Source organism: Pseudomonas sp. SZ57 (assembly GCF_009495975.1).
Lineage (GTDB): Bacteria > Pseudomonadota > Gammaproteobacteria > Pseudomonadales > Pseudomonadaceae > Aquipseudomonas > Aquipseudomonas syringae.
In genome coordinates, this window is sequence record NZ_WIBD01000002.1 from 1 (window position 1) to 15,079 (window position 15,079).

The 15,079-nt window shown below is 60.1% G+C and carries 9 protein-coding genes; 4 read left to right on the forward strand and 5 right to left on the reverse strand.

Annotation, left to right across the window (positions count from 1 at the left end):
- Nucleotides 1–294: 294 nt before the first annotated feature.
- Together GE543_RS00300 and GE543_RS00305 are read right to left on the reverse strand one after the other, a co-directional pair.
- Nucleotides 295–789 carry a DUF934 domain-containing protein gene (locus tag GE543_RS00300; RefSeq protein WP_003410270.1) on the reverse strand — a complete coding sequence of 165 codons (495 nt, stop codon included), beginning with the start codon at nucleotides 787–789 and terminating at the stop codon, nucleotides 295–297.
- On the reverse strand, nucleotides 773–2,431 hold the full coding sequence (locus GE543_RS00305) for a nitrite/sulfite reductase (protein WP_003410272.1): 1,659 nt from the start codon (nucleotides 2,429–2,431) through the stop codon (nucleotides 773–775). The genes GE543_RS00300 and GE543_RS00305 overlap by 17 nt, the downstream gene beginning before the upstream one ends.
- A 553-nt stretch (nucleotides 2,432–2,984) precedes the next feature.
- On the opposite strand from GE543_RS00305, the gene GE543_RS00310 reads away from it, so the two are divergent.
- The gene (locus GE543_RS00310; RefSeq protein ID WP_153220085.1) at nucleotides 2,985–4,085 is read left to right on the forward strand and encodes an ABC transporter substrate-binding protein; all 1,101 of its coding nucleotides are present in this window, start codon (nucleotides 2,985–2,987) and stop codon (nucleotides 4,083–4,085) included.
- Between the two features lie 11 nt (nucleotides 4,086–4,096).
- Here the strand turns inward: GE543_RS00310 and metH are convergent, their stop codons facing one another.
- Nucleotides 4,097–7,816, reverse strand: coding sequence for a methionine synthase (metH, locus tag GE543_RS00315; protein WP_153220088.1), 3,720 nt, complete (start codon nucleotides 7,814–7,816; stop codon nucleotides 4,097–4,099).
- A gap of 157 nt (nucleotides 7,817–7,973) precedes the next feature.
- Between metH and GE543_RS00320 the strand changes: the two genes are divergently transcribed.
- The 3 genes from GE543_RS00320 to nfuA all read left to right on the forward strand — a co-directional run bounded on the left by GE543_RS00320 (nucleotide 7,974) and on the right by nfuA (nucleotide 12,153).
- Nucleotides 7,974–10,286, forward strand: a complete 2,313-nt coding sequence (locus GE543_RS00320; protein WP_153220090.1) for a fatty acid cis/trans isomerase — start codon at nucleotides 7,974–7,976, stop codon at nucleotides 10,284–10,286.
- Between the two features lie 180 nt (nucleotides 10,287–10,466).
- Nucleotides 10,467–11,489, forward strand: coding sequence for an acyltransferase (locus tag GE543_RS00325; RefSeq protein ID WP_153220092.1), 1,023 nt, complete (start codon nucleotides 10,467–10,469; stop codon nucleotides 11,487–11,489).
- 70 nt (nucleotides 11,490–11,559) lie between these two features.
- Nucleotides 11,560–12,153 carry a Fe-S biogenesis protein NfuA gene (gene nfuA, locus GE543_RS00330; RefSeq protein WP_002553665.1) on the forward strand — a complete coding sequence of 198 codons (594 nt, stop codon included), beginning with the start codon at nucleotides 11,560–11,562 and terminating at the stop codon, nucleotides 12,151–12,153.
- Between the two features lie 96 nt (nucleotides 12,154–12,249).
- Here the strand turns inward: nfuA and GE543_RS00335 are convergent, their stop codons facing one another.
- Both GE543_RS00335 and GE543_RS00340 read right to left on the reverse strand, forming a co-directional pair.
- Nucleotides 12,250–14,199, reverse strand: coding sequence for an acetyl/propionyl/methylcrotonyl-CoA carboxylase subunit alpha (locus tag GE543_RS00335; RefSeq protein ID WP_153220094.1), 1,950 nt, complete (start codon nucleotides 14,197–14,199; stop codon nucleotides 12,250–12,252).
- On the reverse strand, nucleotides 14,196–15,071 hold the full coding sequence (locus GE543_RS00340; protein WP_153220096.1) for a gamma-carboxygeranoyl-CoA hydratase: 876 nt from the start codon (nucleotides 15,069–15,071) through the stop codon (nucleotides 14,196–14,198). The genes GE543_RS00335 and GE543_RS00340 overlap by 4 nt, the downstream gene beginning before the upstream one ends.
- Between the last annotated feature and the right edge of the window lie 8 nt (nucleotides 15,072–15,079).

The window sequence follows — 15,079 nt, forward strand, 5'->3', positions numbered from 1 at the left end:
GCTAGCCGCACCGGGCCATGGATGGCGCGTTGCGGCGACCCCCGGATCAGTGACAGGGCGAAGGAACCCGACGAAGTCGGGCCGGAAACGGAGCCAGGATTTTGGTTACTTTGATCCTTCAAAGTCACTCGCCGAGGGGCGAAAAGGTGACTTGAGCCGGACCTCAATCCACCTGACATCCCAGAGCCGCCGTGTGACGCAGAGCGTCACGAACTGCATTCCCACGCGGAGCATGGGAACGATAGTCATCAGTTCCCAAGCTGTGCCTTTTAGCCAAATCCAAAGGCGCCTGAATCAGCGGCGGCGGAACAGCGGCAGCGGCTCGTCGGTCGCGGCCTGATAGGTGACCGAGAAGTCCTTCAGACCTTCCAGCGCCTCGTACGGATCCTTGTCGGCACGCACTGCAAACGCATCGAAGCCACAGCGGCGCATGTAGAACAACTGATCGCGCAACACGTCGCCAATGGCACGCAGCTCACCCTTGTAACCATAACGATCACGCAACAGGCGCGCATTCGAGAAGCTGCGACCATCTGTGAAGGCCGGAAAATTCAAAGCGATGACCTGAAACTGGTCGACATCCTCGCCGATTTCCTCGGCCTCTTCATCACTGTCCAGCCACACACCCAGACCGCCATCACGTGCCTTCAGCGAATGCGCGTGTTCGCGCCACAGCGCCAGCGGCACGATCAGGTCGTCACAGTTCGACAGGCTGTCAAAGGTCGTGTCCTTGGGCAGCAGATGCCAGGTTTCATCGATGACTTCGTTGTTCTTAATGATTCGCTGCATAGACGCGCTCCTTGAAAGGGTCAATGCCAATACGTTGGTAGGTGTCGATGAAACGCTCGTCTTCGGTCCGTTTTTCAACGTAGACGTCGATCAGCTTCTCGATCACGTCCGGCATCGCCTCCTGGGCAAAGGAGGGGCCGAGAATCTTGCCCAGGCTCGCATCACGGCTGGCACTGCCGCCAAGCGAGACCTGATAGAACTCTTCACCTTTCTTGTCCACGCCCAGCACGCCGATATGGCCGACATGGTGGTGCCCGCAGGCGTTCATGCAACCGGAAATATTCAGGTCCAGCTCGCCGATATCGAACAGGTAGTCCAGATCGTCGAACCGGCGCTGGATGGATTCGGCGATCGGGATCGACTTGGCATTGGCCAGCGAGCAGAAATCACCGCCCGGGCAGCAGATGATGTCGGTCAGAAGGCCGATGTTCGGTGTGGCGAAACCATTGTCGCGCAGCTCGTTCCACAGGGTGAAAAGCTCACTCTGCTCGACATCGGCAAGGATGATGTTCTGCTCGTGAGAGGTGCGCAGTTGACCGAAGCTGTAGCGATCGGCCAGGTCGGCAATGGCGTCCAGTTGCTTGTCGGTCACATCGCCAGGGGCGACGCCGGTTGGCTTGAGCGACAGGGTCACGGCAATGTAGCCAGGCTTCTTGTGCGCCAGCACATTGCGTTGACGCCAGCGAGCGAAGCCGGGGTGTTGAGCGTCCAGCGCTGCCAGTTCGGCGTGCTGATCGCTGAGGGCCTTGTATTGCGGGTCGACGAAGTGCCGGGAAACGCGCTGCACTTCGGCTTCGGTCAGGGTGGTCTGACCGCCACGCAGGTGAGCCATTTCAGCGTCGACCTTGGCGGCGAACACTTCGGGGGTCAGCGCCTTGACCAGAATCTTGATTCGCGCCTTGTACTTGTTGTCGCGACGGCCATAGCGGTTGTAGACCCGCAGGATGGCGTCGAGGTAGCTCAGCAGATCCTGCCACGGCAGGAACTCATTGATGAAGGCACCGACGACCGGTGTACGGCCAAGTCCACCACCCACCAGAACGCGGAAGCCCAGCTCGCCCGCTTCGTTGCGCAATGGCTCGAGGCCGATGTCATGCACTTCGATGGCTGCGCGGTCACTGGTCGAGCCATTGATCGCAATCTTGAACTTGCGCGGCAGGTAAGCGAATTCAGGGTGGAAGGTGGTCCACTGACGGACGATCTCGCACCATGGGCGCGGGTCTACCAGCTCATCTGCGGCCACACCGGCAAACTGGTCGGTGGTGACGTTGCGCAGGCAGTTGCCGCTGGTCTGGATAGCGTGCATCTGCACAGTGGCAAGTTCAGCGAGAATATCGGGAACATCTTCAAGTGCAGGCCAGTTGAACTGTACGTTCTGGCGGGTACTGATGTGCGCGTAGCCTTTATCGTAGTCGCGCGCAATTTTCGCCATCATGCGCGCCTGGCGCGAGGTCAGCTGACCGTAGGGTACGGCGACGCGCAACATTGGCGCGAAGCGCTGAACATAAAGACCGTTTTGCAGGCGCAACGGTCGAAACTCTTCTTCGCTCAGTTCCCCGGCCAGGTAGCGTCGGGTCTGATCCCGGAACTGCTTGACGCGGTCCTCGATGATCTTCTGATCGTAATCGTCGTATACGTACATATAGGTCCTGTTCTCAGGCTTCGTCATGAAGCAGGGCAGTGGCGTCAGTCTGGAAAAAGCCCGCTGCTCGTTGTTTCCTGCTTCATCTGGTCAATTCTGCGCGCACGGCCGCGCACTCCCCGGGGAGCGAAGGCGACGATAGCAGTTTGCAGTTATCGATAAAAGTGATGTTTATATATATGCAAATCACTAAAATCGATAAGCAAAACGGCGCCAGTTCATATCCCTGCTTGCCGTGTGGGCAAGACTCGACTTAACTGAGCGTTGAACGATACCGAACAGGTGTCGGGATACTCCCATTCATGTGCAATCACCCACAAGACCGACAAGAGGCGATGCGATGAGCAAGCACCCGAAAGTAGCCAAACCAGGCAGATCCGTGGATACCTGGGCCATTTTATTCATTGTCATTCTGGCGGTAGGCGCCGCGATGTTCTGGGCCAGCAGCCGGTGAGGGGCTGATAAAGAATCTGCCGGAGTCTCCAGAACCTTGCTGTTGCAGCCGATAACTCGCTTTTGGCGATAAATCCCTGCTGCTTCAAGGTTCGTTGATATGAAGGCGTTATATGTTGGCTGGCTGATGCTGTGCAGCTATCTGTGGGTGGGGACGACACATGCCGCCTCGGTGGTATTTTTGAGTCCCGGCGCAGAAGCCGATGGCTATTGGCAGAGTTACTCCCGCGTCATGCAGACGGCCGCCGACACCACTGGCATGTCGCTGAAAATACTCTACACCGAGCGCGACACCCGCAAGTTGCTCCATCTGGCGCGAGCGACGCTGCAAGGGGACGAGCGCCCGGATTACCTGTTGTTTTCCAATGAGCTGAATATCGCCCCTGAAGTCCTGCGCATGTCCGTGGGCAGCGGGGTGAAGCTGTTTGCCGTCAACAATACGCTGGCCGCGGACCAGATTCGGATTCTCGGTGACCTGCCCTCACGCTATCCGGACTTCATCGGCAGCCTGGTGGGTAACGATGAAGAGGGCGGCTATCTGACGGCAAAGCGGCTTATCCGTCTCGCTGCGCCTGGCGCAGACGGTCAGGTCATCGACATGCTGGCGTTTTCCGGGACTAACACCACGCCCGTTTCCCTGCTGCGTGAAAAAGGCATGCTGCGTGCCCTATCGGAGCATCCAGAGGTGCATCTGCGGCAGATTGCGCTGGGTGGCTGGCGCCGTGATCGGGCGCTCGAGCAGGCTCGCGTGCTGTTCAAGCGCTACCCGCAGACACGCCTGGTATGGGCTGCCAACGAGCAAATGGCGTTCGGTGCGATGGATGCATTGCGCGAGAGCGGCGGCAAGCCAGGGCAGGACGTGCTGTTCAGTGCTATCAACGGCACGTCACTTTCGCTGCGGGCTCAGCTCAATGGCAGTCTGAGCGTGGTGGCTTCAGGGCACTTCACCCTGGGCGGATGGGCCATCATTCTCTTGCACCGCTATGACACTGCCCAACGGCAGGCCCGGCAACAGATCGGCGCTCGCATCATTGATGTGGTTCACATCGTCGAGCCGCAGGATGCGCAACGTTTTCTGGATGCAGCCAAGGACGAACATTACCGGCTCGATATCCAGGCATTCAATGTGGAGGCTTCTGGAGAAGCGTCGCCATTTTCGCTGAAAGGCATGTTGCCGCCTGATCCCCCAGGCGGCAGATAACCGGTCAGGCGTTACTCGTCGTAGCCCAGGTTCGGAGCCAGCCAGCGTTCGGTGACGCTGAGGTCCTGACCCTTGCGAGCGGTGTAGCTTTCGACCTGATCCTTGTCGACCTTGCCCACCGCGAAGTACTGCGCCTGAGGATGGGCGAAATACCAGCCGCTGACCGCTGCAGCCGGGAACATCGCGTAGTGCTCGGTCAGGAACACGCCGCTCTTGCCTGCGGTATGTTCGGCGCTGCCTTCCGGCAGCGGATCGAGCAGGGCGAACAGGGTGCCTTTTTCCGTGTGGTCGGGGCACGCCGGGTAGCCGGGTGCCGGGCGGATGCCCATGTATTGCTCCTTGATCAGCGCCTCGTTGTCCAGCACTTCGTCCTGCGCATAACCCCAGTATTCCTTGCGCACCTGTTGGTGCAGCCATTCGGCGCAGGCTTCGGCAAGACGGTCGGCAAGCGCCTTGACCATGATCGAGTTGTAGTCGTCGCCGTTGCCCTGGTAAGCCTTGGCGACTTCCTCGGCGCCGATGCCGGCAGTGGTGATGAAGCCGCCGATGTAGTCGGTCAGGCCACTGTCCTTGGGTGCAACGAAGTCGGCCAGCGAGAAGTTCGGCTTGCCGTCGGGCTTGATGGTCTGCTGGCGCAGGTGATGCAGCCTGGCCAACGGCTTGCCGTCGTCGCCATAGACTTCCAGATCATCATCATTGACCTGATTGGCCGGCCAGAAGCCGAAGACCGCGCGGGCGCTGATCAACTTCTCGTCGATCAGCTTGCGCAGCATCTGCGTGGCGTCGGCGTACAGCGCAGTGGCCGCTTCACCGACCACTTCGTCGGTGAGGATGCGCGGGTACTTGCCAGCCAGGTCCCAGGAAATGAAGAACGGCGTCCAGTCGATGTACTCGGCCAGCACGTTCAGGTCGATATCCTGCAGCACCCGGGTGCCGGTGAACGTCGGTTGGGCAGGGGTGTAGTTTTCCCAGTCGAACTGCGGCTTTTTAGCCACGGCAGCACCGTAGCTCAGGCGTTCGATGCGCGCGCTGCGTGCCGAGGTGCGTTCACGTACTTCAACGTATTCGAGTCGGGTCTTTTCAATGAAGGCCGGCTTCAGCTCTTTCGACAGCAGCTGGGTCGCGACACCGACTGCTCGGGAAGCATCGGTGACGTAGATCACTGCGTCATTGCTGTATTTGGGCTCGATCTTCACCGCCGTATGCGCCTTGGACGTGGTCGCGCCGCCGATCATCAGCGGCAGGTGGAAGTCCTGGCGCTGCATTTCCCGGGCAACATGCACCATTTCGTCCAGGGACGGCGTGATCAGGCCGGACAGGCCGATGATGTCGCATTTCTCGTCGCGGGCCACTTGCAGGATTTTCTCGGCAGGCACCATCACGCCCAGATCGACGATGTCGTAGCCGTTACAGCCCAGTACCACGCCGACGATGTTCTTGCCGATGTCATGCACATCGCCCTTGACCGTCGCCATCAGGATCTTGCCCTTGGCTTCGGGCTTGTCGCCCTTTTCCAGCTCGATGAACGGAATCAGGTGCGCCACCGCCTGCTTCATCACGCGCGCGGATTTGACCACTTGAGGCAGGAACATCTTGCCTGCGCCAAACAGGTCGCCGACCACGTTCATGCCCGCCATCAGCGGGCCCTCGATCACTTCGATAGGCCGCGCGAACCCAAGACGCGACTCTTCGGTGTCCTGCACGATATGAGTGGTAATGCCCTTGACCAGTGCGTGTTCCAGACGCTGATTGACCGGCCAGCTGCGCCATTCTTCGGTTTCGGCTTCCTTGACGCTGCCATCACCCTTGAACTTGTCGGCAATCGCCAGCAACGCATCGGTGCCCTCCGGGTTGCGGTTGAGCACCACGTCTTCGACACAGTCACGCAGTTCAGCGGGGATCTGGTCGTAGATCTCGAGCTGCCCGGCGTTGACGATGCCCATGCTCAGGCCATTGCGGATCGCATGCAGCAGGAACACCGAGTGGATCGCTTCACGCACCGGGTTGTTGCCGCGGAACGAGAACGACACGTTGGACACACCACCCGAGGTCAGCGCATACGGCAGCTCGTCTCGAATGTAGGCGCAGGCGTTGATGAAGTCCACGGCGTAGTTGTTGTGCTCTTCGATGCCGGTGGCGATGGCGAAGATGTTCGGGTCGAAGATGATGTCTTCCGGCGGGAAGCCCACTTCGTTGACCAGAATGTCGTAGGAGCGCTTGCAGATTTCCTTCTTGCGCGCCTCGGTATCGGCCTGACCCTGTTCGTCGAAGGCCATGACTACCACGGCCGCGCCGTATCGTTTGCACAGCCGCGCGTGATGAATGAACTGCTCGACGCCTTCCTTCATGCTGATGGAGTTGACGATGCCCTTGCCCTGGATGCACTTGAGGCCGGCCTCGATCACTTCCCACTTCGAGGAGTCGATCATGATCGGTACGCGGGAGATGTCTGGCTCGCCTGCGATCAGGTTGAGGAAGGTCACCATGGCCTTCTTCGAGTCGAGCATCCCTTCGTCCATGTTGATATCGATCACCTGAGCGCCGGCTTCGACCTGCTGCAGGGCGACTTCCAGGGCCTCGGTGTAATTGTCTTCACGGATCAGGCGGGCAAAGCGGGCGGAGCCGGTGATGTTGGTACGTTCGCCGACGTTGACGAACAGCGACTGGCGATCGATGGTGAATGGTTCGAGGCCTGACAGGCGGCAGGCCTTGGGTATGTCCGGAATTTCCCGCGGCGCGTAACCCGAAACCGCCTCGGCAATCGCCTTGATGTGCGCCGGGGTGGTACCGCAGCAGCCACCGACGATGTTCAGAAAGCCGCTCTGGGCGAATTCTTCGATGATCTTCGCCGTCTGGCTCGGCAGTTCGTCGTATTCGCCAAATGCATTCGGCAAGCCGGCGTTGGGGTGCGCGGACACATGGGTGTTGGCTTTATTGGCCAGCTCTTGCAGGTAAGGACGCAGTTCGCTGGCACCCAATGCGCAGTTCAGGCCGACCGAGATCGGGTTGGCATGGCTGATCGAGTTCCAGAACGCTTCGGTAGTCTGGCCGGACAGCGTGCGTCCCGAGGCGTCGGTGATGGTCCCGGAGATCATGATCGGCAACTCGAAGCCCACTTCTTCGAATACACCCTGCACGGCAAAGATCGCCGCCTTGGCATTGAGTGTGTCGAAAATGGTCTCGATGAGGATCAGGTCGGCACCGCCTTCGATCAGCCCCTTGGTCGCTTCGGTGTAGTTCTCGACCAGTTCGTCGAAGGTCACATTGCGATAGCCGGGGTTGTTGACGTCGGGGGACAGCGAGCAGGTGCGGCTGGTAGGGCCCAGCACGCCGGCCACGAAGCGCGGCTTGTCCGGGGTTTCCAGTGTCTTGGCGTCTGCGACCTTGCGCGCCAGGCGTGCGCCTTCGACGTTCAGCTCGTAGACGATCGATTCCATGCCGTAATCGGCCTGGGATACCTGGGTGGCGTTGAATGTGTTGGTTTCAAGGATGTCGGCGCCGGCATCCAGATAAGCCTTCTCAATGGCGCCGATCACATCAGGGCGGGTCAGGATCAACAGGTCGTTGTTGCCTTTGACATCGCTGGGCCAGTCGGCGAAACGCTTGCCGCGATAATCCTGTTCCTCGAGCCTGTAGCTCTGGATCATGGTGCCCATGCCGCCATCGAGGATCAGGATCCTCTGTTTCAGAGCAGTGAGAAAGGCTTGATGGCGGGCGCTGCGGTCAGACATGGGGGCTACCTTGAGAAGGTCGATTCTTTAAAGAACGGGATGATAGCAAACCGGAACGGTTTTGGTGGTGTTGCGCCTTTTGCATGAAAATCATTCATGTTGGAGTGGGTGGTGCCCTTGTAGAATTGTGCCATTTTAATATCAGAGCCCATGGCATATGCAGCACCGTTTGTTGGCAAGCGTCGCCTTGCTTTTTATCTGCTGTGCTGTCCAGGCCCAGACTCCTGCACCCCCCGTCACACCGGCATCCCCGGCGATTTCCTATGTAAAGGACATCCAGCCGATCCTCACCGAGAAGTGCGTTGCCTGCCACGCCTGCAATGACGCTCCCTGCCAGCTGAACCTGGGCAGCGGCGAAGGCGTGAGCCGTGGTGCCAGCAAGGTCTCGGTTTATCAGGGCGAACGCAGCGAGGCGGTTGCGCCGACGCGTCTGTTTTATGATGCGCGTGACACCGACGCGTGGCGCGGCAAGGGGTTCTACTCAGTATTGGAAGCGCAGGGCAGCCAGGCGGCATTGATGACGCGCATGCTTGACCTGGGGCGCAGCGCACCCTTGCCAGCCAACAGCAAGATTCCGGATGACATCGCGCTGGGCATCAGTCGCGAAAACGTCTGCCCGCTGCCCGGCGAATTCAATGCTTATGCGGCTGCCCACGCGCAGCAGGGCATGCCGCTGGCGGTCGCCGGCCTGACCGATGCCGAATACCAGACCCTGCAGCGCTGGCTGGCCGCCGGTGCGCCGGTCGAGCAGCAGGCCATTACCCCGAGTGTCACCGAGGCGGCGCAGATCAATGCCTGGGAGGCGCAGCTCAACGAACCTGGGGCGAATCAGGCGCTGGTCGGTCGCTGGCTGTTCGAGCACCTGTTCCTGGCGCACATCTATTTCGAAGGCGGTGAGGCGGGGCACTTCTTCCAGTGGGTGCGCTCGCGAACTCCGAGCGGTAAACCTGTGGACCTGATCGCGACCCGTCGTCCCGACGACGATCCGGGCAGCGACTTCTATTACCGGCTGATCCCCGTGCAAGGAGTGATCGTTCACAAGACCCACATTACCTACGCCATGAGCCCGCAGAAGCTGGCGCGGGTCAGGCAGTTGTTCTACGGGTCCGACTGGAAAGTCAGCGCATTGCCGGGTTACGGCCCTGGCCATCGTGCCAATCCGTTTCTGACCTTCGAAGCCATTCCGGCAGCGGCGCGTTATCAATTCATGCTCGACAACGCCGAATATTTCGTCCGCACGTTCATTCGCGGGCCGGTCTGTCGCGGGCAGATCGCCACAGACGTGATTCGCGATCAGTTCTGGGTGCTGTTTCAGGACCCGTCCCATGATCGTTACATCACCGATGCGACGTATCGCGGGGAGGCCACGCCCTTGCTGGCCATGCCGGGGCAGAACGATGACGTGGGCAGCGTGCTGAGCCTGTGGCTGTCCTACCGCGACCGGCGCAATGAGTATGAAGACCTGCGCCGCGACAGTTACGCAAAAATGCCTGCGCCGGGCTGGAGCACCCTGTGGGCAGGTAATGACAATGCCTTGCTGACCGTTTTCCGCCATTTCGACAGTGCGTCGGTCAATAAAGGGCTGATTGGTGACGTGCCGCACTCCATGTGGCTGTTCGATTACCCGTTGCTGGAGCGTACCTATTACCAGCTGGCGGTGAACTTCGACGTCTATGGCAATGTTGCACATCAGGCCCAGACGCGGCTGTATTTCGATTTGATCCGCAACGGCGCCGAGATCAACTTCCTGCGCCTGATGCCTGCCGACCTGCGTGAAGACATGCTCAGTGATCTTTATCAGGAGGGCGGCAAAATCAAGATGTGGCTGGATTACCAGAAGATCGACGACGATACGCCGACGGGCATCAAGCTCGATGAAAAGGCCGCGCAGCGTGACTTTGCGTCCAGGCTGATCGAGCGCTTCGGTACCTTGAATGCCGCGCCTGACCCGATCAACCGCTGCACCGGGGCGTATTGCTCGCGGCCTGGCCTCGACAGCAGCTTTGCCCAGGCAGAACAGGCGCTGAGCCGATTGACGTCGCGTCCTGCGGCGGGTCTGAAGGTCATCGATCAGTTGCCGGAAGCGAGCATGCTGCGGATTGAGGGCAGCAATGGCAAGCGCGTGATCTACAGCATGCTGCGCAACCGCGCGCACAGTAATGTCGCGTTTCTGCTGGGCGAGTCGTACCGCTATATTCCGGGCCTGGACACATTGACTGTCTACCCGGGCGTGCTCAGCAGTTACCCGAATTTCATTTTCAACATTCCAGTCGCACAGGTGCCGGCCTTTGTCGATGCCATGCAGCAGAGCAAGGATCAGGCGAGTTTCGAACAGATCGTCCGGCATTGGGGCATCCGCCGTACTCATCCGCTGTTCTGGAGCTACTTCCACGATCTGAATCGCTACGTTCAGGAAACTGAACCGCGCGAAGCCGGTGTGCTGGACATGAATCGCTACGAGAACCTCTGAAAAACGGGGGCTTCACGCCGCAGGCCCTTGTGTAACATGGCCTGCGGCCATCTTTACTTCCTGAACGAAATGTATCTTGCGCGATCTTTTTTTCAAAAAGGTGGTCCGAAATGGTGCGCGTCATAGGCCGGGTTATTCAGCGGCCCATGATTGAAAGTCAGGAAGTAGAGGTTTTTCGTGATGTTGATTTCAGTTCAGGCCCTACGGGCGTTCGCAGCGTGGGTCGTGGTGTGTCATCACTTCATGCAGATTTTTTTCGATTTCAAGGCCAGCGGCCCGGTAGGGCAGTTCTTTGTGTCAAAGGGCGCGGTCGGCGTCGATATCTTCTTCGTCATCAGCGGTCTGGTGATTTTTTTGTCTACGCAGAACAGCGACATGCCGGCACGGCGCTTTATTCTGCATCGTCTGATTCGCATCGTTCCGGCCTATTGGCTATACACCGCCGCCATGGCGTTGTTGCTGCTGATTGCAGCGCCGATGCTTCCGCACCAAGTCATCGGCTGGCAGAATTTCCTCTTGTCACTGGTGTTCATTCCTTCCGAAAACCCCGGTGGTTATGGTCTCTACCCGACGCTCAACGTTGGCTGGACGCTGAACTACGAGATGTTCTTCTACCTGCTGTTCTCGATGGTGTTCCTCTTTCAACAGCGTCACCGGCCGTTGATCATTGCCGCAGCGCTGTTTGCGGTCAGTGAGGTTCTGGCTCGCGCCGGGCTGATCAGCCGCTTCTACGGCAACGACATCATTTACGAATTCCTGCTGGGTATCGGTATCGGCATCCTCTACCGCCGGGGCTGGATCAAACAAGCGCTATGGCTGCCGCTGGCAGGCATTGCGGTCGGGCTGTATGCAATCAATAACCTGAGCAACGAGCAGCGCCTGCTCAACTGGGGCCTGCCGAGTGCCTTGATCGTGCTGTCCTGTATCTCGCTGGAACCGTATTTCCAAGGCATTCGCCTGCTCAAGGTGCTGGGTGACTGTTCGTATTCGGTGTACCTGCTGCACGTTCTGGTGCTGTACGGCGGCTTGCTGATGGCGCAACGTTTTGGCCTCAGTCCCTATGTGGTCTTCGCCTTCTGCGTGCCGATCATCGCCATCGGTGCCTGGGTCAGTTATGAGTGGATCGAGAAAGGCCTGTACCGCCGGATGAAAGCCTGGCTGGATGCGCGCAGGGCGGTCAGTCAGGCGCAGGCATTAACCTGACAAAAATACTGGGACTTTGTGTGAAGCGGCCGATTGGCGTAAACTGCACGCACGTCTGCGAGGAATTTTCATGACCGCTATCACTATTACCGATGCCGCCCACGATTATCTGGCCGATCTGCTGGAAAAGCAGAATACCCCGGGCATTGGCATCCGCGTATTTATCACCCAGCCCGGCACTCAGTACGCCGAAACCTGCATTGCCTACTGCAAGCCGGGTGAAGAGAAACCGGAAGACAAGGCCATCGGCCTGAAGAGCTTCACGGCCTGGATCGACGGCTTCAGCGAGGCCTTTCTGGACGATGCAGTGGTCGACTACGCCACCGACCGGATGGGCGGCCAGCTGACCATCAAGGCGCCGAACGCCAAAGTGCCGATGGTCAATGCCGACAGCCCGATCAACGAGCGCATCAATTACTACCTGCAAACCGAGATCAATCCGGGCCTCGCCAGCCATGGCGGCCAGGTCACGCTGATCGATGTGGTCGAGGAAGAAGCGAAGAACATCGCCGTGCTGCAGTTCGGTGGCGGTTGCCAGGGCTGTGGTCAGGCTGATGTCACGCTGAAGGAAGGTATCGAGCGCACGTTGCTTGAGCGTATTCCCGAGTTGTCGGGCGTTCGCGATGTTACCGACCATACGCAGAAAGAAAACGCCTATTACTAAGCGTCTCTTTTTTGCAAGGAAGTTGCTGCACGAAAGTTGCTGCACGAAAACGCCCTGACTGTTCAGGGCGTTTTCATGTGCGGCGGTTGACGAGCGTCACTCCAGCTCCACCAGTATCGCGCCTTCATTGACCATCTCGCCCTCGTGGCAGTAGAGCGCGGTAATCACCCCGGCGCTGGCGGCGCGGATGCTGTGTTCCATCTTCATGGCTTCCAGCACCACCAGTTGCGCGCCAGGCTCGACCGCCTGACCCACTTCAACCAGTACCCGTACGATGCTGCCATTCATTGGTGCTGTCAGGCCGCCATGCTGACCCTCACCGGCGTCTACCTGGGCGATGGCGTCCAGGCGGGTGACGGTATGCACCTCGCCTTGCCATTCGAGATACAGCGTATTGTCGCGTCGTATCGCCAGGTGTCGTTGGCGCACACCGTTGTGCTCGACCTGCAGATGCTCACCACTCAGAGTGAATAACGAGGAGCTGCTGTGGCGCAGGCAGGTGTTGCGGGCCTGACCGTTGCAGCTCAGTCGCAGATCCGTCTGCGCAGGCAGCCCGGCGCGAAAGCCGCTGCTGACTGCCCAGGGCGAATACGGATCGGCTTGATCGATGCGTGCCGGTTCGCTCTGGCTGAAGGCCTCGGCGGCGGCCTGCCAGAATGTCTCGTCCGGCTCGTCGGTTTGCGGCAGCAGTTGCGTCTGATGGCGGGGAATGAAGCCGGTATCAAGCTGCGCCGCGGCGAACGCTGGATGCGCGATGATTCGACGCAGGAAGGCCAAGTTGGTCCTGACTCCGCCCACGGCAAATTCATCGAGCATTGCCAGCAGACGCAGACGGGCCTGCTCGCGGTCTTCGCCCCAGGCAATCAGCTTGCCGAGCATCGGGTCGTAGAAGGGCGAGATGCTGTCGCCTTCGGCAACGCCGCTGTCCACCCGCCTGCCGGGGCCGGGCGCAGGCTCTCTGTAGAGCTCCAGGGTGCCGGTGGCCGGGAGAAAGTCGTTGGCCGGGTCTTCGGCGTACAGACGGACTTCGATGGCATGGCCGGTCAGGGGCACCTGCTCCTGGGTGATGGGCAGCGATTCGCCTCTGGCGACACGGATCTGCCATTCCACCAGGTCCAACCCGGTGATGTACTCGGTGACCGGGTGTTCGACCTGCAGACGGGTATTCATTTCCATGAAGAAAAACTCGCCGCGTGCGTCCAGCAGGAACTCCACCGTACCCGCGCCCACGTAGCCGATGGCCTGTGCGGCTTTCACCGCGGCTTCGCCCATGGCTTTACGCAATGAAGCCGTCAGGCCGGGCGCCGGTGCTTCCTCGACGACCTTCTGGTGTCGGCGCTGGATTGAGCAGTCGCGCTCATTGAGGTACAGGCAGTGGCCATGCCGGTCGGCAAACACCTGGATTTCGACGTGGCGCGGGGTGAGCACGTATTTCTCTACCAGCATCCTCGCGTCACCGAACGAGGACAGCGCCTCGCGTTGCGCCGAAGCCAGCGCTTCGGCCAGTTCGCCCGTGTGCTCGACCACTTTCATGCCTTTGCCGCCGCCGCCAGCGGTGGCTTTCAACAGCACCGGGTAGCCGATACGCTCGGCTGCGGCGCGGAACGTCTCGATGTCCTGTGCTTCACCGTGATAGCCAGGCACCAAGGGCACGCCTGCCTGCTCCATCAAGGCCTTGGCGGCGGATTTGCTGCCCATGGCATCGATGGCCGAAGCGGGTGGACCGAGGAAAATCAGCCCGGCGTTTTCGATGGCACGCGCAAAATCGGCATTTTCAGACAGAAATCCGTAGCCGGGATGGATCGCGTGCGCGCCGCTCGCCCTGGCGGCTTCGATAAGCCTGTCGATCGCCAGATAACTGTCTGCGGCCTTGCTGCCGCCAAGGTCCACGCAGAGATCGGCCTCGCGGCTATGGCGTGCGTCACGGTCGATGGCGCTGTGCACGGCGACCGTGGTAAGGCCCATGTTTTTCGCCGTGCGCATGATGCGGCAGGCAATCTCGCCGCGGTTGGCAATCAACAGCTTGGTTAGCTCGGGCGTGCTCATGATTGCGAGTCCTTCTGCGGTTCGTGCCGGGCTGTCGAGGCTGTTGTAACGGGATCGCCAGGCGGCTGATCCTTGACGGGCTGCCAGCCGGGCGTGCGTTTCTGCAGAAAGGCGCGCAGGCCTTCCTGCCCTTCGGCACTGGTACGGATGCGCGCGATGGCGCTTTCGCAGTAGCGGCGTAGCGAAGGGGTCAGCTCACCGCTGCCGACTTCGCGCAGCAGCTCCTTGCTGACGCGCATGGCTTGCGGGCTGTTGAGCAGCAGGTTGTCGACCCAGTGCTGCATTTGGTCTTGTAGCTCTGCAGCCGGGTAGCACTCGGCCACCAGACCGATCTGCTGCGCCCGCTGGCCGTCGAAGCGCTCGGCCGTCAGGGTGTAGCGTCTCGCGGCGCGTTCGCCGATGGCCTGTACCACGAATGGGCTGATGACCGCTGGCGCCAGGCCGATGCGCACTTCGGACAGGCAGAACTGCGCATCCGCCGCTGCAATGGCCATGTCACAGCAACTGATCAGACCCAGCGCGCCGCCGAATGCTGCGCCCTGGACCACGGCGAGCGTCGGGATTTTCAGCTTGGCGAGGTTGTACATCAGCTCCGCCAGTTCGCGTGCGTCGTCCAGATTGGTGTTGTAATCCAGGTCTGCTGCCTGCTGCATCCACGCAAGGTCGGCGCCGGCACTGAAATGCCGGCCACGGCCGCGCAACAGCAGAAAGCGCAGGCTGGCATCGCCTTGTACCTGGTCGAGCGCGAGGATCAGCTCGCGAATCATCTGCGCGTTGAAGGCGTTGTTCTTGTCCGGTCGATTCAGCCACAGCGTGGCAAAGCCACGCGGGTCGTTGATCAGCTCTATGGTTGCGAATGAGGTCGAAGTCATGGTCATTT

Bases quoted from the DNA above. Each gene is read 5' to 3' on its own strand.
- GE543_RS00300 (WP_003410270.1), bottom strand. From the start codon at position 789: ATGCAGCGAATCATTAAGAACAACGAAGTCATCGATGAAACCTGGCAT.
- GE543_RS00305 (WP_003410272.1), bottom strand. From the start codon at position 2,431: ATGTACGTATACGACGATTACGATCAGAAGATCATCGAGGACCGCGTC.
- GE543_RS00310 (WP_153220085.1), top strand. From the start codon at position 2,985: ATGAAGGCGTTATATGTTGGCTGGCTGATGCTGTGCAGCTATCTGTGG.
- metH (WP_153220088.1), bottom strand. From the start codon at position 7,816: ATGTCTGACCGCAGCGCCCGCCATCAAGCCTTTCTCACTGCTCTGAAA.
- GE543_RS00320 (WP_153220090.1), top strand. From the start codon at position 7,974: ATGCAGCACCGTTTGTTGGCAAGCGTCGCCTTGCTTTTTATCTGCTGT.
- GE543_RS00325 (WP_153220092.1), top strand. From the start codon at position 10,467: ATGTTGATTTCAGTTCAGGCCCTACGGGCGTTCGCAGCGTGGGTCGTG.
- nfuA (WP_002553665.1), top strand. From the start codon at position 11,560: ATGACCGCTATCACTATTACCGATGCCGCCCACGATTATCTGGCCGAT.
- GE543_RS00335 (WP_153220094.1), bottom strand. From the start codon at position 14,199: ATGAGCACGCCCGAGCTAACCAAGCTGTTGATTGCCAACCGCGGCGAG.
- GE543_RS00340 (WP_153220096.1), bottom strand. From the start codon at position 15,071: ATGACTTCGACCTCATTCGCAACCATAGAGCTGATCAACGACCCGCGT.